Annotated in this window: 18 protein-coding genes; 13 read left to right on the forward strand and 5 right to left on the reverse strand. The window is 70.7% G+C overall.

What is annotated here, in order from left to right; genetic code table 11:
* Positions 1 to 3: 3 nt before the first annotated feature.
* The 5 genes from U9R90_RS02330 (at position 4) to U9R90_RS02350 (ending at position 7034) form a co-directional block, all read left to right on the forward strand.
* The gene (locus U9R90_RS02330) at positions 4 to 978 is read left to right on the forward strand and encodes a carbohydrate ABC transporter permease (RefSeq protein ID WP_411054667.1); all 975 of its coding nucleotides are present in this window, start codon (positions 4 to 6) and stop codon (positions 976 to 978) included.
* Positions 979 to 995: 17 nt separating this feature from the next.
* Positions 996 to 1865 (forward strand): carbohydrate ABC transporter permease, encoded by an 870-nt coding sequence (locus U9R90_RS02335; RefSeq protein WP_411057610.1) that lies wholly within the window; start codon positions 996 to 998, stop codon positions 1863 to 1865.
* Between the two features lie 12 nt (positions 1866 to 1877).
* On the forward strand, positions 1878 to 4727 hold the full coding sequence (locus U9R90_RS02340) for a glycoside hydrolase family 2 TIM barrel-domain containing protein (protein WP_411054668.1): 2850 nt from the start codon (positions 1878 to 1880) through the stop codon (positions 4725 to 4727).
* A gap of 117 nt (positions 4728 to 4844) precedes the next feature.
* Complete coding sequence (locus U9R90_RS02345; RefSeq protein WP_411054669.1) at positions 4845 to 6272, forward strand: hypothetical protein; 1428 nt, start codon at positions 4845 to 4847, stop codon at positions 6270 to 6272.
* 24 nt (positions 6273 to 6296) lie between these two features.
* The gene (locus U9R90_RS02350; RefSeq protein ID WP_411054670.1) at positions 6297 to 7034 is read left to right on the forward strand and encodes a hypothetical protein; all 738 of its coding nucleotides are present in this window, start codon (positions 6297 to 6299) and stop codon (positions 7032 to 7034) included.
* A gap of 71 nt (positions 7035 to 7105) precedes the next feature.
* On the opposite strand, the gene U9R90_RS02355 is transcribed toward U9R90_RS02350, so the two are convergent.
* A complete protein-coding gene (locus U9R90_RS02355; RefSeq protein WP_411054671.1) occupies positions 7106 to 7540 on the reverse strand; it encodes an NUDIX hydrolase in 435 nt (144 codons plus the stop codon).
* Positions 7541 to 7883: 343 nt separating this feature from the next.
* Between U9R90_RS02355 and U9R90_RS02360 the strand changes: the two genes are divergently transcribed.
* The 3 genes from U9R90_RS02360 to U9R90_RS02370 are packed head-to-tail and all read left to right on the forward strand — an operon-like array spanning position 7884 to position 11560.
* A complete protein-coding gene (locus U9R90_RS02360) occupies positions 7884 to 9473 on the forward strand; it encodes an amino acid adenylation domain-containing protein (RefSeq protein WP_411054672.1) in 1590 nt (529 codons plus the stop codon).
* Between the two features lie 14 nt (positions 9474 to 9487).
* Positions 9488 to 10777, forward strand: coding sequence for a hypothetical protein (locus tag U9R90_RS02365; RefSeq protein WP_411057611.1), 1290 nt, complete (start codon positions 9488 to 9490; stop codon positions 10775 to 10777).
* Between the two features lie 15 nt (positions 10778 to 10792).
* Positions 10793 to 11560: an enoyl-CoA hydratase-related protein gene (locus tag U9R90_RS02370; RefSeq protein WP_411054673.1), complete on the forward strand. Its 768-nt coding sequence runs from the start codon at positions 10793 to 10795 to the stop codon at positions 11558 to 11560.
* A gap of 283 nt (positions 11561 to 11843) precedes the next feature.
* Here U9R90_RS02370 and U9R90_RS02375 read toward each other — a convergent pair whose 3' ends face one another.
* Positions 11844 to 13352 carry an alpha-N-arabinofuranosidase gene (locus U9R90_RS02375; protein WP_411054674.1) on the reverse strand — a complete coding sequence of 503 codons (1509 nt, stop codon included), beginning with the start codon at positions 13350 to 13352 and terminating at the stop codon, positions 11844 to 11846.
* A 452-nt stretch (positions 13353 to 13804) separates the two neighbouring features.
* On the opposite strand from U9R90_RS02375, the gene U9R90_RS02380 reads away from it, so the two are divergent.
* The 5 genes from U9R90_RS02380 to U9R90_RS02400 all read left to right on the forward strand — a co-directional run bounded on the left by U9R90_RS02380 (position 13805) and on the right by U9R90_RS02400 (position 19781).
* Positions 13805 to 14827, forward strand: coding sequence for an ABC transporter substrate-binding protein (locus tag U9R90_RS02380; RefSeq protein ID WP_411054675.1), 1023 nt, complete (start codon positions 13805 to 13807; stop codon positions 14825 to 14827).
* A gap of 5 nt (positions 14828 to 14832) precedes the next feature.
* A complete protein-coding gene (locus tag U9R90_RS02385; RefSeq protein ID WP_411054676.1) occupies positions 14833 to 16389 on the forward strand; it encodes a sugar ABC transporter ATP-binding protein in 1557 nt (518 codons plus the stop codon).
* Complete coding sequence (locus U9R90_RS02390; protein WP_411054677.1) at positions 16386 to 17486, forward strand: ABC transporter permease; 1101 nt, start codon at positions 16386 to 16388, stop codon at positions 17484 to 17486. Before U9R90_RS02385 ends, U9R90_RS02390 begins: the two co-directional genes overlap by 4 nt.
* Positions 17483 to 18484 carry a galactofuranose ABC transporter, permease protein YjfF gene (gene yjfF / locus U9R90_RS02395; RefSeq protein ID WP_411054678.1) on the forward strand — a complete coding sequence of 334 codons (1002 nt, stop codon included), beginning with the start codon at positions 17483 to 17485 and terminating at the stop codon, positions 18482 to 18484. Before U9R90_RS02390 ends, yjfF begins: the two co-directional genes overlap by 4 nt.
* A gap of 142 nt (positions 18485 to 18626) precedes the next feature.
* Positions 18627 to 19781: a right-handed parallel beta-helix repeat-containing protein gene (locus U9R90_RS02400; RefSeq protein WP_411054679.1), complete on the forward strand. Its 1155-nt coding sequence runs from the start codon at positions 18627 to 18629 to the stop codon at positions 19779 to 19781.
* A 101-nt stretch (positions 19782 to 19882) separates the two neighbouring features.
* Here U9R90_RS02400 and U9R90_RS02405 read toward each other — a convergent pair whose 3' ends face one another.
* Genes U9R90_RS02405 through U9R90_RS02415 form a run of 3 tightly spaced genes read right to left on the reverse strand, consistent with a single transcriptional unit; the run spans position 19883 to position 23075 of the window.
* Positions 19883 to 20731 (reverse strand): hypothetical protein, encoded by an 849-nt coding sequence (locus U9R90_RS02405; protein ID WP_411054680.1) that lies wholly within the window; start codon positions 20729 to 20731, stop codon positions 19883 to 19885.
* On the reverse strand, positions 20728 to 21294 hold the full coding sequence (locus U9R90_RS02410; protein ID WP_411054681.1) for a SigE family RNA polymerase sigma factor: 567 nt from the start codon (positions 21292 to 21294) through the stop codon (positions 20728 to 20730). The genes U9R90_RS02405 and U9R90_RS02410 overlap by 4 nt, the downstream gene beginning before the upstream one ends.
* A gap of 8 nt (positions 21295 to 21302) precedes the next feature.
* Positions 21303 to 23075: an RNA polymerase sigma factor gene (locus U9R90_RS02415; RefSeq protein WP_411054682.1), complete on the reverse strand. Its 1773-nt coding sequence runs from the start codon at positions 23073 to 23075 to the stop codon at positions 21303 to 21305.
* Positions 23076 to 23298: the final 223 nt, after the last annotated feature.

The raw sequence follows: 23298 nt of genomic DNA on the forward strand, positions 1-23298 counted from the left end.
GGTATGTCCACCCCTTCCACCACGAAGACCCGCACCGGCGTCCCACGCCGCGCGCCCACCGAGGCGGCCCCCGCCCGGCACCAGCGCGGCGTGCGCGGCCGCACCTTGAGCTTCTGGCTGTTCACCGGCCCTTTCCTGGCCGGGCTGCTCGTCTTCGTCTACATCCCGATCGGCTGGAGCCTGTGGCTCAGCTTCTTCGAGGCGCGGGCGACGGTGAACCCCACCGAGTTCGTCGGCTTCGACAACTACGCCACCATGCTCTCGGACGGCGACTTCGTCCGCAGTCTGGGCACCTTCACCGTGTTCGCCGCGCTGGTCGTCCCGGTCACCTGGGCGTTCTCGCTGGCGCTCGCGCTGATGGTGCACCGGCTGCGGTTCATGAAGGCGTTCTTCCGGTCGGTGTTCTTCCTGCCGACGGCGGTGTCGTTCGTCGCGGCCTCGCTGATCTGGAAGATGTCCATCTTCAGCGGGGTCCGCTTCGGCCTGATGAACACGGTCCTTGACCTGTTCGGCATCGAGAACATCGCCTGGCTGGCCAACCCCAACCCGCCCTGGTACTGGCTGGTCATCCTCACCGTACGGCTGTGGCTGCAGTCCGGCTTCTACATGATCCTGTTCCTGGCCGCGCTGCAGAACATCCCCGACGAACTGTACGAGGCGGCCGCCATCGACGGCGCCCGGCCCGGCTGGCAGACCTTCTGGCACATCACCCTGCCCCAGCTGCGCGCCACCTCGACCGCGGTGATCCTGCTCCTGCTCGTGGCCGCCTATCAGGCCTTCGACGAGTTCTACAACCTGCTGGCCAAGGCCACCTGGGGCCAGCCACCCCTGGTGGAGCTGTACAAGATGGCGCTCGGCGAGAACCAGGACTACGGGCGCGGCAGCGCCGGAGCGATGATCCTGACCGTGCTGATCTGTGCCGTGACCCTGCTCCAGGGCCGGTTCCTCGGCTTCGGCAGAGGGGACGATGCCAAGTGACCACCGCCGCGAAGAAAGTGACCACCACCGCGAGGAAGGCGACCACCGCCCCGGCCAACCGGCGCGGCGCCTTCGGCAGCGCGGGCCTGTACGCCGCCACCGCCCTGTGCGCCCTGCTCTTCCTGGTCCCCTTCTATCTGATCGTCCGCAACGCCCTGTCCACGGACGCCGAAATCACCGGCGAGGAATGGCAGTTCTTCCCCTCGGATATCCAGTGGGGGAATATCTCCGAGCTCTTCTCGGACGACTTGGTGCCCTTCGGCACCGCCCTGTGGAACTCCTGGGTCGTCGGCGTCGCGCACACTCTGGGCACGCTGCTGGTGTGCTCGCTCGCCGGATACGGCCTGGCCCGTATCCCGTACCGGCACGCCAACAAGATCTTCTATCTGGTCCTGGGCACCCTGATGGTCCCGGCGGCCGTCACCTTCGTCCCGAGCTTTGTGCTGGTGTCGTCGCTCGGCTGGGTCTCCAGCTACCAGGGGCTGATCGTGCCCGGCCTGTTCTCCGGCTTCACCTGCTTCCTCTTCCGCCAGTACTTCCTGGGGTTCCCCAAGGAGCTGGAGGAGGCGGCGCGGGTGGACGGGCTGAGCTACTGGGGCGCGTACTGGCGGATCGTCGTCCCCAACTCGAAGAACTTCTTCGCGGCGATCGCCGTCATCACCTTCATCTCCGGCTGGAACGCCTTCCTGTGGCCGCTGGTCATCGGCCAGGACCAGGAGGCCTGGACCGTACAGGTCGCGCTGTCCTCCTACATGACCAACCAGACCGTCAACTTCCATCTGATCTTCATGGCCACCGCGATTTCCATTCTGCCCCTGGTGTTCGTGTTCCTCTTCCTCCAGCGCTGGCTGGTGCAGGGGGTCGCACAGACCGGCATCAAGGGCTGACCGAGGAGAAGCATGACCTTTTCGTACGTCGAAACCGTGTCGCCCGGCCGCGGGACGCTCCCGCCACGCGCCTGGTACCCCGAGTCCGATGCCGCGTCCCTTTCCCTCAACGGAAGTTGGCGCTTCAGGCTGTCGCCTACGGCCGACGCCGAGGACGCCTCGTTCGCGGCCGTCGGGTACGACGCCGGGGACTGGGGTGAGGTGGCGGTTCCGGGGCACTGGGTGCTGCAGGGCGACGGGGTGTACGGCACGCCGATCTACACCAACCATCTGTACCCCTTCCCGGTCGACCCGCCACGGGTACCGACCGAGAACCCCACCGGCGACCACCTGCGGGTCTTCGACCTGCCCGATGACTGGCCGGGCGACGGGGACACGGTGCTGCGCTTCGACGGCGTCGAGTCCTGCGCGAAGGTGTGGCTGAACGGCGAGGACCTGGGCGAGTTCCAGGGCTCCCGACTGCCGCACGAGTTCGCGGTCGGCGCGCTGCTGAGGCCGCGCGGCAATGTGCTGGCCGTGCGGGTGCACCAGTGGTCGGCGGGCTCGTATCTGGAGGACCAGGACCAGTGGTGGCTGCCGGGTATCTTCCGCGAGGTGACCCTGCTGCACCGCCCGCCGGGCTCGGTCGGCGACTTCTTCGTACACGCGTCGTACGACCATGTCAGCGGCGAGGGCACGCTGCGGGTCGAGAGCGAGGTCCCCGGCCGGGTGACCGTGCCCGAGCTGGGGGTCGAGGTGGCCACGGGCGAGTCGGTGACGGTCGCCGTCGAACCGTGGACCGCCGAGACGCCCCGGCTGTACGACGGTGAGCTGGCGACCGCGGGCGAGCGGGTGCCGCTGCGCGTCGGGTTCCGTACGGTGTGCGTCGAGGACGGCGTGATCAAGGTCAACGGCAGGCGCGTGCTGTTCCGCGGCGTGAACCGGCACGAGTTCCACCCCGAGACGGGCCGGACGCTGGACCTGGACACCATGCGCCACGACGTGGAGCTGATGAAGCGGCACAACATCAACGCCGTACGGACCAGCCACTACCCGCCGCACCCCGCGTTCCTGTCGCTCTGCGACGAGTACGGGTTGTGGGTCATCGACGAGTGCGACCTGGAGACCCACGGCTTCGTCGAACAGGGCTGGCGCGACAACCCGGTGGACGACGACCGCTGGACCCCGGCCCTCCTGGACCGGGCGGCCCGGATGGTCGAGCGCGACAAGAACCACCCCTCGGTCGTCATCTGGTCGCTCGGCAACGAGGCGGGCACAGGCCGCGGCCTCACCGCCATGGCCGCGTGGACGCGCGAGCGGGACAGCTCGCGCCTCATCCACTACGAAGGCGACATCGACTGCCGCGACACCGACATGTACTCGCGGATGTACCCGCCGCACGCCGAGGTCGACCTGATCGGCCGCCGCCAGGACGGCGGCACCCACAAGCGCCGTGAACTCCCCTTCATCCTCTGCGAGTACGGGCACGCGATGGGCAACGGACCCGGCGGACTGGCCGAGTACCAGCGTCTCTTCGAGACGCACGCCCGCAACCAGGGCGGCTTCGTCTGGGAGTGGATCGACCACGGCCTGGCCCACGCCGAGCTGGGGTACGCGTACGGCGGCGACTTCGGCGAGGAGCTGCACGACGGCAACTTCGTCTGCGACGGACTGCTCTTCCCCGACCGCACCCCGTCCCCCGGCCTGATCGAGTACAAGAAGGTCATCGAGCCGGTACGGATCGAGGGCGACGGCGCGGCCGGGACGGTCCTGATCACCAACGGATACGACTTCTCGGACCTCGCCCATCTCACCTTCGAGTGGTCCTTCCAGGTGGACGGGGACACGGTGAAGGCCGGTCCGCTGCCGGTGCCGCCGCTGGCGCCCGGGGAGCAGGCGGAGGTCAAGCTCCCGCCGCCGCTGACGGACGGCGGGGGCGCTGAGACGCAGTGGACCGTACGGGCCATGTCCGTGGCCGACATCAACCATCAGGTCGCCTGGGGCCAGTTCGTGGTGACGCCGCGCCAGCGGGCCGCCCCCGCCGTGGGTGACCGGCCGCACCGCGGCGAGCGGCTGATCACCCTCGGCCCGGCCTCCTTCGACGCCCGCACCGGGGAGCTGCGCACCGTCGGCCCCGTCGGTTTCACCCACGCCCCGCGCCTGGACGTCTGGCGGGCCCCGACGGACAACGACAACGGCGCCCCCTGGCAGCCCGACGCGCGCTACGGCGTGCTCTGGCGCGAGCTGGGCCTGCACCGGATGCAACACCGCCTGGACGCCGTGGAGTTGACCGGCGACGCACTGACGGTACGGACCCGCGTGGCGCCCGCGGCCCGCGAGGCCGGGCTCGCGGTCGGCTACCGGTGGACGTCGGACGGAACCCGGCTGCAACTGACCGTCTCCGTCACGCCCGATGGCACCTGGCGGCTGCCACTGCCCCGCCTGGGCATCCGCCTGGGACTGCCGCGTTCGGCCGACGCCACCAAGTGGTTCGGCGGCGGCCCCGGCGAGGCCTATCCGGACACCGCGACCGCCTCCATGGTCGGCCTGTGGCACTCGGATGTCGACGAGATGCAGACGCCGTACGTCCGGCCGCAGGAGAACGGCGCACGGGCCGCCGTCCGTTGGGCCGAGATCGGCGGGCTGCGGGTGGCGGGCGAACCGGAGTTCTGGTTCACGGCCCGTCGCTGGTCCACCGAGCGGGTGGACGCCGCAGAGCATCCGACGGACCTGGTGCCCAGCGACACGGTCTGGGTCAACCTCGACCACGGGCAGCAGGGCATCGGCTCGCAGTCCTGCGGCCCCGGAGTGCTCCCCCAGTACCAACTCCACGCCGCCCCAGCGGAGTTCACTTTCCTCTTCTCTCCCATGAAGGGCGGGTGACCAGACCAGGCCGCGCCACATCGGCGTGACCGCGGACTCACGCGGTGTCACCCCCCACCACTAGACTGGCACCCTCCGCAACGAACCACGGGACGCCCTGGGGGGAGGGAGCACACCGTGTCACGACAGCACCCGGTTCCCAGCCCGACCAGACCGGACGCTGGTCCCGCTCCGCCCGCACGCCCCGCCACACCGCCCGCGCGGTTCGTCGGCTGGCTGGGCAGCTTCGGGTGTGCCGCCGTGGCGTATGCGGTGTTCCAGTCGCTGCTCGGCATCCTGCCGGACGGCATCGCCGGGAACTCCGCGCGCTATGCGATCGCCGGGGTCAGCGGTCTCGGCACGGGACTCGCGGCGTGGTTGTCGGCCGCGCTGGTGAGGGCCCGGGCGCGCGAGCGCATACCGGGGGCGCCGCCCGCGGCCACGTCGCCCGCGCTGCCGAGTCCCGGACCGTTCCCGGAGCTGACCGCGGCGACGTACGACACGCTGATCGCGGAGCTCAGCGTGGTCGAGGACCCGGACTGCGGGCGGCTCACCGGCTGGCCGCACTCCCTGGGCGAGGCCGACGGCCGGCGTCCGGGGCAGCCGCCGCAGGTCCGGCCGACACCGGTGGGCACGGCGTACGGGCTGCACATCGCGCTGGAGCTCGGGGTGCCCGACGGGCGGCTCGCCACGGGTGAGCTGGTGCGGACACTGTGGCACCTGCGGTTGCCCGACGGCGGCTGGTCGGCGCGCTCCCAGGGGTCGCAGTCCCGGCCGGAGGTGACCGCGCTGGTCCTGGGTGCGCTGGCCAGGACGGGCGCGGACCCCGAGCGGGTGGCCGAGGAAGCGGCGCGCTGCGCGTCCGCGTTCACCCGCGAGCTGGACCGCGCCGGGTGCGAGTCGACGCATGTGCTGACCATCGTGCTGCGCGGACTGCTGCGAGCGGCGCCGGACGCGCGGGCGCTGCCCGCACTGCGGGACGCACTCGTCCAGGGAGCGGTCACCGATCCGGCACGCGAGCACCGCCGCTGCTGGGCCCGCCGGCTGAGCCCGCCGCACGGCCCGCCGACCGCCGTGCACACCGCGGAGGCCGTGGTGGCCCTGGACCGCGCGGCCCGCTCCCCCGGCGCCGAGCCCCAGCACATCCGCGCCGCCCGCGAGGACGGCGTGCGCTGGCTGCTGGCCTGCCCCTCGACGCGGCACGACACCTGCCGTGACCTGACCAGGCTCCGGGAGGAGATCCGCCGCCCGCGCACCGACGCACCCACGCACCACGAGGTCCTGAACGTACGGCAGTTCACGGCCGCCTGGGTGCTGCGGGCCCTGCTCACTCCGTCCGCCCGTGACCTCGCGCGGGCGGAGGGTCTGGAGGAGGTGTGGCGGGAGCAGCTGGCCGGTGCCGCCGCGGCGGTGTGGCGGGGGCAGACCGACGGGATCTGGACCTGGGCCGGAATCGACACAGCGGAGCCGCGCCGCCCGCTGTGGATGACCTATCAGGGTATCTCGGCGCTGCGGGCCCACGCCCTGTGGCGGTACCAGCCCGATGGGCCTGAACCAGCGAGGTGAGCGCCGAGAAGACAGGAGGGGTGCATGGCTGAACGGCGGGTTCAGGAGGCGCGGCGACTGCTGGCGCGGGCGCTGGACGGAGATCAGGACGACCGGGATGTGGTGCGGGCCGCACGGGCGGTCGTCGCCGAACTGGGCGCAGAGGAACGGCTCCTGGAGCTGCTGGGCGAGCTCGCCTCGGGGGCGGGTGACCCGGCGGCCTGCGCCCGGCTGTCGTACCGGCATGTCCTGGGCTTCGACAAGCTGCTGCTGATCGACGGCAGCCCCCGCCATATGCTGCGCGCCCACGTCTGGCATCCGGCGCCGCAGCGCTCCCAGGGGCTGGGGGACATCCACAACCACCGCTCGTCGCTGGCGTCGTTCGTGGTGTGCGGCGGTCTCGTCATGGAGTTGTACGAGGTGGCGGTCGACGGGCCGGGCCTGGCGACGACGCGCTATGAGGAGTCGGTGTCGGACGAGCCGGGCACGGAGGGCGAGTGGCTGCTCAGGCCCGTCGGTGCGGCCCGGCTACGGCTGTCACAGAGCGCGGAGTACCGGGCGGGCAGCGGCTACGCCCTGGCGCCGTACACCCTGCACCGCGCCTGGAGTACGGGGGCGCGGCCGACCGTGACGCTCTTCCTGGAGACGGGGGTGCGGCGGCGTCGGCACACGGATGTGTTCACGGATGCGGCGCACCGTCCGGCGGTGGTGGCGAAGTCGCCGCTGGATGTGGCGGGGTATCTGGCGGAGGTCGGTGCGGTGGCGGAGCTGGTGGGCCGCTGAACTAGTGGGCCGCTGAGCTGGCAGGCGGCTGAGCTGGTAAACGGCTGAGCGAGCGGGCCGCTGAGCGCCCGTCAGTGCGGCGCGGCGTGCGGCGCGGCTTCGACGGCCTGGCGCACGATCTCCTGGTTGTACGCGTCGATCTCCACGCCCCCGAGATCGTGCGGGTCGATCCAGTCGTAGGCCTGGTCGGGCAGAGGCAGGGAGATCCTGGTACTGAGGGGGCACACCAGGAAATTGTCCTGGTAGTTCTTGATCTCGCGCCCCTCGTACTCGCTGACGAACGACGAGCTGCCGACTCTGCTCACCACAGAACCCCGCAGCCCGGTCTCCTCCTTGAGCTCCCGCAGGACTCCGACCTGGGGGCTCTCCCCCGGTTTGAGCTTGCCGCAGGGCACACCCCACACACCGGGCAGGAATCTCTCGGTCCGACTGCGCCGTACGAGCAGGACCCGGCCGCGCCGCATCACGACGGCCGCCGCCAAGTAGTTCTCGTCGGGGATTCCCATGCTGCCTCACCGCTCGGTGGAGGGGGTCGTGTTCAGAACGTACCCGCTGAAACGTCCACCGTATCGCGCGGGCGCACCTCCCCCCGCCTAAGGTCGCCGCCGGGCGGGCCGTGAGTTGCCGCTGTGACGAAAGACGCCACATGTGGCCGATTGCGCATCAACTCTTGGCCGAACAGGACTAGTTGAGAGTTGAAGGAGGCGGGCTAGAGTCGTCGCTCCGAAGGGGTCCCGGGCCCTTCGGGAGTACTCGGAAGTACACCGAAAAGACCGTACGGCGTTCGGCATGCCCAACGATCCACCTCCAGAGATCCGTCATGCGCAACAGCCAGGAGGTCTCCCGTACATGGGTCCGCTCTCTCTTGCCCACCATGACGCCCCTACGCCCCTGACATCCCTGCTGGGCCACCTCACGCCCCGCGACCGCCGCCTCTTCGAGGAGTTCGGCCGGGGTCCCACCGCTCCGCTGCCGTATCTCCTCGTCCACGAGGCCTTCGAGCACTGGGCCGCGGCCACCCCGCACACCGTCGCCGCCGAGCACCTGGGCGTGACGATCACCTACGGCGAGCTCGACCGCCGGGCCGACCGGCTCGCCGCGCGGCTCGTCCGCGAGGGCGTACGGCCCGGCGACCGGGTCGGTCTGTTCCTCCGTCGATCGATCCCGATGCTCGTCGGCCTGCTCGCCACGCTCAAGGCCGGTGCCGCCTACGTACCGCAGGACGTCCGCCTCGCCCCTGCCACCCAGCTGCGCCAGGTCATCCGGGCCACCGGGGCACGGGTGATCCTCACCCGTGCCACCGACGCGGACCGGATTCCGCGGCCCGACGGGCAGGTCCTGATCGCCCTCGACGAGGCGACGGACGAGTCGTGGGCCGACGCCCCCGCGCTCTCCCGGTCCAGTCCGACGCGCGCCGTACGGCCCGACGACGGCTGCTACGTACTCTTCACCTCCGGCACGACCGGCGCCCCCAACGGCGTCACCGTCACCCACCGCAACGTCTGCAACATCCTGCTCACCGAACCCGGCAGGCTGGGCATCGGACCCGGTCAGCGGGTGGCGCAGATCCTCAACATCGCCTTCGACATGGCGGCCTGGGAGATCCTCGGCTGTCTCACGGGCGGCGGCACCCTGCTCATCCGCGGCAAGGACATCACCGAGACCGTGCGCCGTGCGGACGTCGTGATCGCCACCCCGACCGTGCTCTCCGGGATCGACCCGGCGTCCTGCCCGCGCGTGCGGACCGTGGCCGTCGCCGGGGAGCCGTGCCCCCGCCCGCTGGCCGACCTGTGGGCCAGGGCGGGCGCCGTCTTCTACAACTGCTGCGGTCCGACCGAGACGACCATCGTCAACACGATGCGGCGCCACACACCCGACGCGGCCCTGCTCACCATCGGCCGCCCGACACCCAACAACACGGTCTACGTCCTGGACGAGCGCCAAAGACCCGTGCCCATCGGCGCGAGCGGCGAGATGTGGGCGGGCGGCGACTGCGTCTCCGCCGGATATCTCGGCAATCCCGCGCTCAACGCGGAGCGCTACGCCCCGGACCCCTTCCTCGGCGGCGGCCGTCTGATGTTCCGCACCCGCGACCTCGGCCGCTGGACCCCGGGCGGCGAGCTCGAACACCTCGGCCGGACCGACGACCAGGTGAAGATACGGGGCTTCCGGGTCGAACCCGACGCGGTCTCCGCGGTCCTGGAGTCGCTGCCCGGCTGCGCCCGGGCGGTCACCCTCAAGCGCGACGCGCGCAGCCTGGTCTCCTTCGTGTGCCCGCAGGAGGTGGACCCGGCCGCGGCCCGCGATGCGGTGGCCGCCGTACTGCCGTACTACTGCGTGCCGGACGCCGTGCTGCCGCTGGCCGCGCTGCCGGAGACCGACCGCGGCAAGGTCGACAAGGGGGCGCTGCTGCGGCTGACCGAGGAGGTGGCCCGGTGACCACGTCACCACCAGTGCGCCAGGCACTCCCCCGGGAGGCGACAGCGGACGCGCGTTTCGGCGACGGCGTCGAGCTGCCGCCGCTCGCCTCCTGGCCCCGGCGGGTACTCAAGCACCCGCGGCTGATGCACTACCACCGCCTCGCCGCCTGCGTGATCGCGGCCAACCTGGGCTTCTTCGCCGGGGGCCCGCCCGGCGAGCGCACCCTCGGATACGCGGCGCTCACCAACCTGGCGCTGGCGGTCGTGGTCCGTCAGCAGTACGTCGTCAACCTCTTCTTCCGGCTGGCCACCGCGGCCCCGGTGACCTGGCCGCTGAAGGTGCGCTGGACCCTGGGGAAGGTGTACCACTTCGGCGGGTTGCATGTGGGGGGTGCGCTGGCCGGGACGTTGTGGTTCCTCGCGCTGACGGCGGCGTTGACGACCGGTGGCGGCTCGGCCGGGGTGCTGGTCGTGTCGTACGCGCTGATCGCCCTGCTGGTGTTCATCGTGGCGACCGCGCTGCCGCCCTTCCGGTCCCGCTTCCACGACCGCTTCGAGAAGATCCACCGCTTCGGGGGCTGGGGTGCGCTGCTGCTGTTCTGGGCGCACACACTGCTGCTCGCGCCCGGGCCGGGGGAACCCGGCATCTGGATTCTCGCGCTGGTCACCTTCAGCGTCGCCCTGCCCTGGATGCGGCTGCGCAAGGTCGACGTCCGGGTCGAACGGCCTTCCTCGCATGTGGCGCTGGCCCGCTTCGATCACGGGGTGACGCCGTTCGCCGGGTCGTCCACGACGATCAGCCGCAGCCCGCTCACCGAGTGGCACTCCTTCGCCAATGTGCCGACGCCGGGCCGTCCCGGCTTCCGGCTGACCATCTCGCGGGCGGGCGACTGGACCGGCTCCTTCATCGACGACGCGCCGTCGCGGGTGTGGGTCAAGGGCATCACCACGGCGGGCGTCGCCAACATCGAGACCCTCTTCAGCAAGGTGATCTACGTCGCGACGGGCAGCGGTATCGGCCCGTGCCTGCCCCATCTGCTGGCCGCCGAAGTCCCCTCGCGCCTGGTGTGGGCGACGCGTGACCCGCGTAAGACCTATGGGGACGCGCTCGTCGACGAGATCCTCGCGGTCCAGCCGGACGCGGTGGTGTGGAACACGGGCACCGACGGCAAGCCCGACATGGTGCGGCTGGCGTACGCCGCCTACCGGGAGTTCGGGGCCGAGGCGGTCATCTGCATCTCCAACAAGAAGCTCACCTGGCAGGTCGTGCACGGCCTGGAGCGCCGCGGCATTCCGGCGTACGGCGCGATCTGGGACTCCTGACAGAAAGGTGTGTTGATGAACCTCAAGATCGATCGGGACGGCCGGGTCCTCACCGTACGCCTGCACCGCCCCGCCGTGCGCAACGCGCTCAGCCACGACCTGATGACCGAACTCCTCGACACACTCCGGCCGTTGGACCGAGACCCGGAGGTCGGCTGCTTCGTCGTCACCGGCTCGTCGGACAAGGTCTTCGCGGCGGGCGCGGACATCAGGGAGATGGCGGGCAGGACCGCGAGCGAGATGGCCGCCGACGACTACTTCGCGGGCTGGGAGGAGTTCGCCGCCTTCCGTACGCCGAAGATCGCGGCTGTCAGCGGATACGCCCTGGGCGGCGGCTGCGAGCTGGCGATGATGTGCGACCTGGTCATCGCGGGCGAGTCCGCGGTGTTCGGGCAGCCGGAGATCAAGCTCGGGGTGATCCCCGGCATCGGCGGGACGCAGCGACTGACCCGGCTGGTCGGCCGGGCCAAGGCCATGGACCTGGTCCTCACCGGCCGCACCATGGACGCGGCGGAGGCCGAGCGCTCGGGTCTGGTCTCGCGGGTCGTGCCCGATGAGGCGGTGCTCGACGAGGCGACGCGGGCCGCGGCGGCCATCGCCTCCTACGGTCGGGCGGCCGTGACGGCGGCCCGTGAGGCGGTGGACCGCGCCCTGGAGACCGGGCTGCGCGACGGCATCCTCTTCGAACGGCGGGTCTTTCACGCGCTGTTCGCGACCGAGGACCAGAGCGAGGGCATGAGCGCCTTCCTCGAGAAGCGCCCGCCGCGGTTCACCGGCCGGTAGGTCCGCCTGTCGGACCCCAACGGGACGTACGGGTCTGTCGGGCCCCAGGGATCCGTACGGGGCGGGCCGGTTCGCACCGGCCCGCCCCGCCCCCCGCGGGTGCGCCCAGGACCCTCAACCCGGGCGCACCCCGTCTGGCATCCGTACGCGCCTCAGCGCAGCCGGATCACGTTCCAGGACAGCGGCTCCAGGACGGCGCTCNCCCCCCCGCCCCCCCCCGCCCCCCGCGGGTGCGCCCAGGACCCTCAACCCGGGCGCACCCCGTCTGGCATCCGTACGCGCCTCAGCGCAGCCGGATCACGTTCCAGGACAGCGGCTCCAGGACGGCGCTCAGAGTGCCGTCCGCGAGGGCCGTGTCCGGTACGTCGTGCGGCAGGACCCGCTCCGGCTCGGCGAGGGTGTTGCGGGCCTCCGGGTCCGCGTCGGCCAGCGCGCTGTGCTCGACGACCTCGGTCACCTCCAGGCCGTGCAGCGCGACTTCGAGCGGGAGCGGCTGGTGCTGGTCGCGGTTGACGGCGAAGACGGTGACCGTGCCGTCCTCACCGTGTACGGCCGTGGCGTGCAGCAGCGGCACCTCCCCGTACTTCGCTGTCGTGTACGTCGGCGAGTCCACCCGTACGTCGAGTACCTGCCCCCGGCCGTGCCGGGACGCCTGGGCGAACGGGAAGAATGTGGTCTGCCTCCAGGCCGGGCCGCCCGGCTCGGTCAGGATGGGCGCTATGACGTTGACCAGTTGGGCCAGGCAGGCGACGGTCACCCGGTCGGCGTGCCGCAGCAGGGCGATCAGCAGGGAGCCGAAGACGACGGCGTCGGTGACGGTGTAGTTGTCCTCCAGCAGGCGGGGGGCCTGAGGCCAGTCCAGTGCGCTGACCTCCGCCTCCGTCTTGGACAGGTACCAGACGTTCCACTCGTCGAAGGAGAGGTGGAGCTTCTTCTTGGACTTGAGCCGGGCCCCCACGTGGTCGCAGGTGGCGACGACGTTCTCGATGAAGGACTCCATGTCGACGGCGGAGGCGAGGAACGAGTCGCGGTCGCCGTCGAGTTCCTCGTAATAGGCGTGCAGCGACACGTAGTCCACGACGTCGTAGGTCTCGGCGAGTACCGTCGCCTCCCAGGCGGCGAAGGTGTCCATGGACTGGCCGGACGAGCCACAGGCGACGAGTTCGACGTCCGGGTCGATCTGGCGCATCGCGCGGGCGGTGGTGGCCGCGAGGCGCCCGTACTCCTCGGCCGTCTTGTGGCCGGTCTGCCAGGGGCCGTCCATCTCGTTGCCCAGGCACCAGAGCCTGATGCCGAAGGGGTCCTTGTCGCCGTGAGCGGCCCGCAGGTCGGACAGGGCGGTGCCCGAGGGGTGGTTGGCGTACTCCTGGAGTTCGAGGGCCTCGGCCACTCCCCTGGTGCCGAGGTTGACCGCCATCATCGGCTCGGCCTGCGGGCCGACCTTCTTCAGGAAGTCGATGAACTCGCTGAGGCCGAAGCGGTTGCTCTCGGTGGAGCGCCAGGCCAGGTCCAGGCGGCGGGGGCGCTCGTCGACGGGGCCGACGGAGTCCTCCCACTTGTAGCCGGAGACGAAGTTGCCGCCGGGGTAGCGGATGGCGGTGACGCCGAGTTCGCGGATCAGGTCGAGGACGTCGCCGCGCAGTCCCGCCTCGTCGGCCGTCGGGTGGTCCGGCTCGTGGATGCCGGTGTAGACGCAGCGGCCGAGGTGCTCGACGAAGGAGCCGAACAGCCGGGGATCGACCGCGCCGACGGCGAAGCCGGGGTGCAGGGTGAAGCGGGCGGAACGGGCCATGACTCCCTCAAGACTCCCTCAAGCAAGTTCGAAATACCGGACGTTGAGCGGTTGTCCGGACAGACATTCAGACCGTAAGCGGGGCCGGAATGCCGGGTCAATGGGTGGGGCGGTGCGGGGTAAGCGAGTTGCGGTGCGAGATGTCGGCGGGGGCTGCGGCGCGGGATGCACACCCCCGCGCACCCGCGCACCTGGTCACCCCCTGGCCGAGATGGCGGCGTTCCCGTTCGCCCGACCGAACATCGGCCGTGATTCTCACGGGAGTTCGTCCGAACCGTTGACGTGCATCACGTTCGACTTTACGGTCCGTTCGAAGTTGCGAGCAGCATTCGGTATGTCGAACGAGCGGGGAGCGTATGGGACGACCCTCACCACCAGTCACCCACCGCACTGCCCACCGCATCGCCCACCACGTCACCCACCGCATCACGCACCACGAAAGAGAGTGTCGAATGACCGCACAAGGCAGCAGCCATCCGGGCCTGAGCCGCCGCAACTTCACCATGGCCCTGGGGGCCGCGCTGGTCGCCGTGCCCCTCGCGGCATGCGGCGGCGAGAAGAAGAAGCCGTCGGGCGGGGGCGGCTCGGGTGACGGGAACGGGGCGATCACCTTCGGCTTCGCCCAGGTCGGTTCCGAGTCGGGCTGGCGTACCGCCAACACCACCTCCATCAAGGAGTCCGCCAAGAAGGCCGGGATCACTCTGAAGTTCTCCGACGCCCAGCAGAAGCAGGAGAACCAGATCGCCGCGATCCGCAGCTTCATCACGCAGAAGGTCGATGTGATCGGCTTCTCGCCGGTGGTGGAGTCCGGTTGGGACACCGTCCTGAAGGAGGCCAGGGACGCGAAGATCCCGGTGATCCTCACCGACCGTGCCGTGGACTCCGCCGACGACAGTCTGTATGTCACCTTCATCGGCTCGGACTTCGTGGAGGAGGGCCGCCGCGCCGGGAAGTGGCTGGTCGAGGACACCAAGGAGGACGGCCCGTTCAACATCGTCGTCCTGGAGGGGACCACCGGGTCCGCCCCGGCCAACGACCGCAAGAAGGGCTTCGCCGAGATCGTCGGCAAGGACAAGCGGTTCAGGTTCATCGCCTCGCAGACCGGTGACTTCACCCGGGCCAAGGGCAAGGAGGTCATGGAGTCGTTCCTGAAGTCGCACAAGGACATCGATGTGCTGTTCGCGCACAACGACGACATGGCGATCGGCGCGATCCAGGCCATCGAGGAGGCGGGCAAGAAGCCGGGCGAGGACATCCGCATCGTGTCCATCGACGGCATCAAGGAGGCCTTCCAGGCGATGGCCGACGGGAAGATCAACACGGTGGTGGAGTGCAACCCGCTGATCGGCCCCCAGGTGATGGACCTCGTCAAGAAGGTCGCCGCGGGCGAGAGCGTCGACAAGCGCATCGAGGCCGAGGAGGGCGTCTTCACCCAGGACCAGGCCGAGGCCGAACTCCCCAACCGTAAGTACTGATGCACATGGCACCCGCAGCGCCCGTGCTGGAGGCCACGGGCATCGTCAAGGACTTCCTGGGTGTGCGCGCCCTCAACGCCGTGGACTTCCGCCTCTTCCCGGGGGAAGTCCACGCCCTGATGGGCGAGAACGGCGCGGGGAAGTCCACCCTGATCAAGGTCCTCACCGGTGTGCACACCGCCGAGGCCGGTGAGATATGCCTCCAGGGCGCGCCCGTACGGTTCACCGGCCCTCTGCAGGCGCAGGCCCACGGCGTGAGCACCGTCTATCAGGAGGTCAACCTCTGCCCGAACCTGTCGGTCGCGGAGAACGTGCTGCTCGGCCGGGAGCCGCGCCGCTTCGGGACGATCCACTGGAAGGAGCTGCGCCGCAGGGCCAGGGAGTTGCTCGCGAGTCTCGACCTCGATGTGGATGTCAGGGTCGAGCTCGGCAGCCAGCCCCTGGCCATCCAGCAGATGGTGGCCATCGCGCGTGCCATGGACGTGGATGCCCGGGTGCTGATCCTGGACGAGCCGACGTCCAGCCTCGACCGCGACGAGGTGGACCGCCTCTTCGCGGTGCTGCGCAGACTGCGCGCGGACGGGGTCGCGGTCTTGTTCGTCTCGCACTTCCTGGAGCAGATCTACGAGATCAGCGACCGGATCACCGTCCTGCGCGACGGCGGCCTGATCGGCGAGTACGAGACCGCCGCCCTGCCGCGCCGGGACCTCGTCGCCAGGATGCTCGGCCAGGAGCTGCGCGACCTGGAGGCCGAGGAGCACCGTGCCCCGCGCGAGCACAGCACCACCAAGCCGTACGTCACCGCCCGGGGCCTCGGACGAAAGGGCGCCATCGCACCCTTCGACCTCGATCTCACTCCAGGGCGGGTCACCGGGCTCGCCGGGCTGCTTGGCTCGGGGCGCAGTGAGAGTGCCCGGCTGCTGGCCGGGGCCGACCGCGCCGACCACGGCCAGATCACCGTGGACGGCAGCCCGGTGGCGCTGCGCGGGCCGCGGGCCGCAATCGCGCGCTCCATCGCGTATCTGTCGGAGAACCGCAAGACCGACGGGCTGATCCCGGATCTGACGGTCCGCGAGAACATCGTGCTCGCGCTGCAGGCCGCGCAGGGCTGGGCCAGGCCGCTGTCGGCGCGGCGCACCGATGAGCTGGTCTCGCGGTGGATGACGACGCTCGACATCCGGCCCCGCGACCCGGAACTCCCGGTGCGCAACCTCAGCGGCGGCAACCAGCAGAAGGTGCTGCTCGCCCGCTGGCTACTCACCGAGCCCCGGCTGCTGATCCTGGACGAGCCGACGCGCGGGATCGACATCGGGGCCAAGGCGCAGATCCTGCGGCTGATCACCGGCCTCGCCGACGACGGTCTGGCCGTGCTCTTCGTCTCCGCCGAGTTGGAGGAGGTGCTCCGGCTGTCCGACACGGTGGCCGTGCTGCGCGACCGGGAGCTGGTCGCCTCGCTGCCCAACGACGCGGCGCTCACCGTGGACCGTCTGATGGAGGTCATCGCCACCGGAGCCGACGACGCACCGGACCACCACCCCGTACCCCAGGGAGAGAAGGCATGAGCACTGCCCCCGAGCGGCTGCGCGCCCTGGCCCGGCACCGCCTGTTCTGGCCGCTGGCCCTGCTCGCGGGCCTGCTCCTGGTCGCGGTCGTCGAGAACCCGTCGTTCTTCTCGATCCGGGTCCAGGGCGACCACCTCTACGGCAACCTGATCGACATCCTGCGTCTGAGCGCCCCGCTAGCCCTGATCGCCCTCGGGATGACGCTGGTCATCGCGCTCAAGGGCATCGATCTGTCCGTCGGCGCCGTGGTCGCCATCGGCGGCGCGGTCGCCTGCACCCGGATCAGCGAACTGGCCGACCAGAACAGTACGTCCGGGGTCCTCACGGCCGTCGGCATCGCGCTCGGCCTCTGTCTGGTGGCCGGGCTGTGGAACGGCTTCCTGGTCGCCTACGTCGGCGTCCAGCCCATCATCGCCACGCTGATCCTGATGGTCGCGGGTCGGGGCATCGCCCAGATGGTGACGGACGGCCAGATCGTCACCGTGAGCAGTTCGCCGTACCACCTCATCGGCGGCGGCTATCTCTTCGGCCTGCCCTTCAGCACACTGATCGCCGGGGTCGTCCTCGGTGTGGTGGCGCTGCTGGTGCGCCGCAGCGCCTTCGGAGTGCTGGTCGAGTCCGTCGGCGGCAACCCCGAGGCGAGCCGGCTCGCGGGCATCAAGTCCCGTGGTCTGACCCTCGGCGTGTATGCCTTCTGCGCGCTGTGCGCGGGCGCCGCCGGGCTGATGATCAGCTCCAACATCTCGGGGGCCGACGGCAACAACGCCGGTCTCTGGATCGAACTGGACGCGATCTTCGCCGTGGTCATCGGCGGTACGGCCCTCACCGGTGGCCGCTTCTACCTCGGCGGCACCCTGGTCGGGGTGCTGGTCATCCAGACCCTGACCACCGTCGTGCTGAGCCTCGGGGTGCCACCGGAGACCACGCTGGTCTTCAAGGCCTGTGTCGTGACCGCGGTCTGCCTGCTGCAGTCCCCGGCCTTCCGGACCGCGCTGACCTCCCGTCTCAAACGCGGCCGTCCAGGGCCACCCGCGACCGTACCCGTGGCACGCCCCGAGCCCACCGAGCCCACCCCCCGCGAGGTCCAGAACACATGAGCGCCGCGCTGACCAGCCTCCGCCTCGCCGTGTCGCACCGGCGCGGCTATGTCCCCGTCGCCTCCACAGCGGTGCTGTTCCTGGCGCTGCTCGCGGCGGGCAACTCCCGCTACTACGGCTTCCTGGACGGCCAGGTCCTGCTCAACCTCCTCATCAACAACGCGGGTCTGCTGGTCCTCGCGGTCGGGATGACCTTCGTCATCCTCACCGGGGGCATCGACCTGTCCGTCGGCGCGGTGGCGGCGCTGTCCACGATGATGGTCGCCTGGATGGTGGAGCGGGCAGGCGTGCCGCCCCTGGTCGCCATCGTGCTCGCGGTCGCGGTGGGTGCGGGACTCGGCAGGCTGATGGGCCATATGGTCCATGACTTCGGGGTGCAGCCCTTCATCGCCACCCTCGCGGGGATGTTCCTCGCGCGCGGGCTGTGCTTCCTGATCAGCACCGAGTCGATCTCCATCACCGACCCGTTCTTCGCCACCGCGGCGCAGACCCGTATCCCGCTGTCCGGAGGGACGTTCATCTCCGTCAGTGTGGTGATCGCCCTGGTGGTGGTCGCGATCGCCTTCGGGGTACTGCACTACACGCGCTTCGGGCGTGGGGTGTACGCGGTCGGCGACAACCCGCAGTCCGCCGAGCTGATGGCCCTGCCGGTACGCCGCACGGTCATCGCCGCCTACACGATCTCCGGGTTCTGCTCGGCGCTCGGCGGGGTGCTGTTCACCTTCTACACCCAGTCCGGGTACAGCCTGAACCTGCTCGGCACCGAGCTCGACACCATCGCCGCGGTCGTCATCGGCGGCACCGTGCTGACCGGTGGCGCCGGGTACGTCCTGGGCACGGTGCTCGGGGTCTGCGTACTCGGTGTCATCCAGACGATCATCAACTTCGAAGGCACCCTCAGCTCCTGGTGGACGAAGATCGTGACGGGTGCGCTGCTGCTCGCCTTCGTCCTGCTGCAGCGGGTTCTCACGGCACGCCGTACCCCGGGAAGTGCCTGACGTTCGAGGACGTACAAGAAAGATCCGCGCCCGCGGCAACCTTTCCGACCGGCGGCGGAGACAGGGGGATGGAGGCGGCCTTGAGGACACGGGGTTCCGGGGCCGCCTTCTGTCACCACCCCCTAGGAAAGGAACGACTGCTGTGAGCAGCAGCACCGGACGCCACCGCAGGACCCGCCCGCTCGCCGTCGCGGCCGCCGTCGCGGTCGCGGCGGGCGCGGGAGGCGTCTACCTGGGTCTCGCCCCGAGCGACGCCGACGCGGCCGGCAGCACCGTCGTGGTGTCGTCCACCTCGGCTCTGGAGAAGGCCGTCGCGAACGCTTCGGCTGGCACCACCATCCAGGTGCGCGGCGGCACATACCGGCCGTCCAAGACGCTGAAGTCCACGGCCAGCGGCACCGGTTCGAACCGGATCACGCTGACCGCGTACGGCAGCGAGAAGGTGAAGATCGACGGCTCGAAGCTGCCGTCGGGTTCCTGGCTGACCGGGATCTACGGCAGCTACTGGACGATCGAGAACATGACCTTCCAGAATTCGCCCGCGCACGGCGTGGTGGTCACCTCGTCGACCGGCGGCATCTTCAAGAATCTGGTCACGGCCAACAACGGTGACACCGGGTTCAACCTGCGCGGCGACAACACCGTGAACAACCTCGTTCAGAACCTGGACAGCCACGGCAACTACGACGCGGCCAACCACGGGCAGAACGCGGACGGTATCGCGGTGAAGTTCGGCTCGGGCAGCGGCAACAGGATCTCCGGCGCCCGCCTGTTCAACAACTCCGACGACGGTCTTGACCTCTGGCAGTTCGCGACGCCGATCACCATCGAGAACAGCTGGGCCTTCGGCAACGGCAAGAACCGCTGGAACGACAAGGACTTCGAGGGCAACGGCAACGGCTTCAAGCTCGGCGGCGGCGGCGCCACCGCGGCGCACATCGTCAAGAACAACGCGGCCTGGGACAACACCAAGCACGGCTTCACCGAGAACAGCAACCACGCCGCGTTCATCCTGCACCGCAACACCGCCTACGCCAACAAGCAGCACGGCTTCTACTTCGCCCAGAGCAAGGCGCGGCTGGCCAGGAACCTCGCGGTGTCCAACAGCCAGGGTCTGGCGAAGCTGGGTTCGAGGACCGTCTCGGCGGCCAACAACTGGGACAGCGGCGTCGCGACGCCCAGCTTCAAGTCCACCGACGCGAGCTCGGCCTACGGGGCCCGCAAGGCGAACGGCGCGCTCCCGGCGACCACCTTCCTCGTGACGGGCACCGACGCCATCGGCGCCCCGATGAACTGACCTGCCGCACACTCTCGCAGGCGGCACCGTGCCCCGACCGGTCGGAACCGGTGGGGGCACGGTGCTGTTCGGAAGCCAGGGCCTGTCCCCGGCGGACAGCCCTAGTCGGAGGTCGGGGCGAAGTCGCCCTTCCACTCGGCTCGTTCGTCCGAGGTGTCCGCCTCGATACGGTAGGTGTCGTCGCCCGCGTCGCGCTGGCCCTCGGCGTGGTTGTACTGCCCGGCGAAGACGTGCTCGCCGACCGGTACCGTACGCCCGGACTTCAGCGTCCACCGGTACACCAGGGCGCCGCCCTGCTCCCGTACCGTCACGTCGAAGTCCTCGGCGGGCAGTGAGCGCCAGTTGCCGGTGTCCGCGACCTGGCCGGTCTGTGCGACGCGCAGTTCGACAGTGAGCGCGGTCAGCGGCTTCCTCGCCTTGATGGTGAGGTTGCTCTGGCCCCAGTAGGCGGAGCTGCCGGGGTCGATGGAGCCGTCGGCCCACAGCAGTTCCGCCACCGGCACCGTCTTCGAGCCGGTCTCGGTCTCCGGCTCGGGCTGGGTCGGCGCGGACCGCGTGGGGCCGGTGGTGCTCGCGGGGGGCGGCTTCGGGGTGCTGCTGGGCGGCTGGGTCGGCGGGTCGGGGGTCCGGCTGGGCTCCGGGGACCGCTCGGGGGCACCCGGCTCGGTCTCCGTCTCGGGTCCTGGCGTGGTGGCCACGGTCTGCGGGGGTGTCTCCGGGCCGCGTACGGCGGAGGCGACGGCGTATCCGCCGAGCGCGAAGACCCCGGCGACGGCGGCCGTCGCGCTCACCACCCGTACCCAGGACGCCCTCGGTGTGCGGGGCTCCGACATACGAGGGGCCCGGCGCTCGGCCATGCCCCGCTCGACGCGGGCGAGCATCCGCTCGCGGTCGGGCTGGTGCGCGTGCGCGGCGTCCCGCAGGCGCCTGCGCAGCTCGTCGTCCATCATGTCCTTCCCCCGGCGTCCACGGCACCTGCGCGGACCCGTTCCACGGTGGTGTGCGGGCCGAGCAGCCGCTGTAGCTCGGCCATCCCCTTCGAGGTCTGGCTCTTCACCGTACCCACCGAGACTCCGAGCGCTTGGGCGGTGTCCTTCTCGGACAGGTCGAAGGCGTGCCGCAGCACGACACAGGCTCGTTTGCGGAACGGCAGTCTGCCCAGTGCCTCCTGTACGTCGACCACGGCGGGTATGTCGGGGTTGTCGGTCTTCTCATCGCGTGGGGACCAGAAGAGTGTGATCCGTCGTCGCTCGCGTACCGCGCTGCGGATGCGGCTGTGCGCCATGTTGGTGACCACTCCACGCGCGTAGGCGACCGGGTGGTCGGCGGCACGCACCCGGTCCCAGCGGTGCCAGAGTGCCAGTAAGGCGTCCGCGGCCAGGTCGTCGGCGTTGTCGGCGTCGCCGGTGAGCAGGTAGGCGAGGCGGGCGAGCGCCGCGTACTGCTCCTCGAAGAAGGTGTGGAACTCCGCGGCGGCGTCGCCGTCGGTGGGTCTGGGTCTGGGTCTGCGCATCGGCGGCCTCACTCCCCGACCCGGGAGCGCTGGGCCACCGTGGCCGGGTCCTGGGGGGAGGCGCGGGTGAGGTACTGGGGGACGGGTGCCGTGTCGGTGCCGTTGTCGCGTACGTAGCCGTAGCGCACCGTCCCCGCGAACGGGTCGGGTGCCCGCCGCAGGTCGTCGTCGATGGTCTTGCGGTCGGCGGGCATGACGATGAGGTTGTAGTCGGCGCCGCGTTCGTTCTGGTTCAGGGTGATCTCGCCGTCGAGGTAGAAGTACTCGTTCTGCCACATCTGCTGGGCTCCCGCGGGCAGCACGGTGTAGCCGGTGTCGGGCGCGCCCATCCAGCTGTGCGGGCTGGCGGTCGCCTGCGGCATCTGGTCGTCCATCCGACGGCCGCCACCGGACGCGACGTGGAAGAGCTTGCCGTCCAGGCCGGTCCAGGTGGGCATGGTCAGGGACCCGGCCCGTTCGGCGGGGACGAGCTGCCAGCGCACGGTGAAGTAGCCCCGGCCGGTCAGGGCGACGGTGTCGCCCCGGTGCACCATGACCGCCTTGTCCCCCGCGGAGCTGGTGAGCGTGCCCTCGGGGCGTGGTGGAAGCGCTGCGGGCATCGCCCTCGGGTCCGGGGCCCGTTCCGCCGCGTCGACGACGCTGCCGTACGCGCCGGAGGGGGTACGGGACGGCTTCGCCTCGGGGGCCGGGGCGGCCCGGCTCGGTGACGGCGAACGCGAGGGTGAGGGTGAGGGTGAAGGTGAGGACGACGGGGTGGGTGAGGGCGCGGCGGAGGAAGCGGGCGAAGGTGCCGGATCGGGGGATGCCGGGGCGGGAGCCGAGTGCCGCGGGGTGGCACCCTCGTGCATCACATAGGCGCCGCCCAGGGCGAGCGTGAGGCCCGCGGCTCCCAGCACGGCGGGTTTGGCGACCAGTTGGGCCAGCTGCGCCGAGAGGCCCACCGGATCGGCACCGATGAGCGCGGGTGCGGCGGCGGCCGCGTCGGCGGTGCCCCCGCCGCCGAGTGCCAGGAGCGCGGGTGCCGCGAGCCCTGCGGGCAGCGGTACGAGGGCGAGCCCGGCGAGCAGGCGTTGGGCGGGGACCACATCGGGCGCGGGCGTGCCGCAGCGCGGGCAGCCCCGCTGGTGGCGGGCGATGCGCTTGCGCCACACCGATCCCGGGGTGCCGTCCCAGTCCCGGGTGAGCGCGGACAGGTCGGGGCACGGCGGTACCGCGTCCAACGCCCGTACCAGGGAGCGGGCCACCTCCAGGCGCTCCTTGAGGCGCTGGACGCGTACGGCGGTGTGCGGGCGGCTGCGGCCCAGGGCCGCGGCGAGCTCGGCCCGGGTCAGTTCACCGGTGACCTCCAGCCACCACAGCGACAGCAGCTGCCGGTCGTCCTCGTCCAGCCAGCGGGTGGCCTCGGCGACCTCTCGGCGCTGGCCCGCAAGGCCGAGCCGTTCGATGGTGAGGCCGACGAAGTCGGCGCCGGGGTCGGCGGGTTCGTACGCCATGGCGGAGGCGGGCACGGGCTGCCGCACCCGCGCCCGGTCGCGTATGCGGTGCATGGCGATGGCCACCAGCCAGGAGCGGAAGCGGTCGGGATCGCGGAGCTCCCCGAGCGAGCGGACCACCCGGAGCATGGTGTCCTGCACGATGTCGTCGACGTCCGGATGGCCGTTCAGCGCGCGGCCCACGACGTTGTAGACCAGCGGCAGCCCGGCGGCGAGAACCTCTTCCAGCGCCTGCCGGTCACCGGCCTGCGCGGCCTCGATCCTGCCACGCGTCGCACGCTCGTCCACACCTTCTCCGCACCTCGGGGCGGGCACTCTACCCGGCCGTCCTGTGAGAGGAGACGGCCAGGTCAGGGCCCGGATTACAGAAATTTCCCAGCGGCGGCCGCGCGTCGTGCGCGTCCGCTGTCCCCACCCCGGCGTTCGGAGTTCCGTACGTGATCTGTGGTTCCGAACAGCGATACCGTAGATTCGACTTGTTCATCGGTCAACAATATGGCGGGATGTCGTC

Source organism: Streptomyces sp. E11-3, assembly GCF_046540415.1.
Lineage (GTDB): Bacteria > Actinomycetota > Actinomycetes > Streptomycetales > Streptomycetaceae > Streptomyces.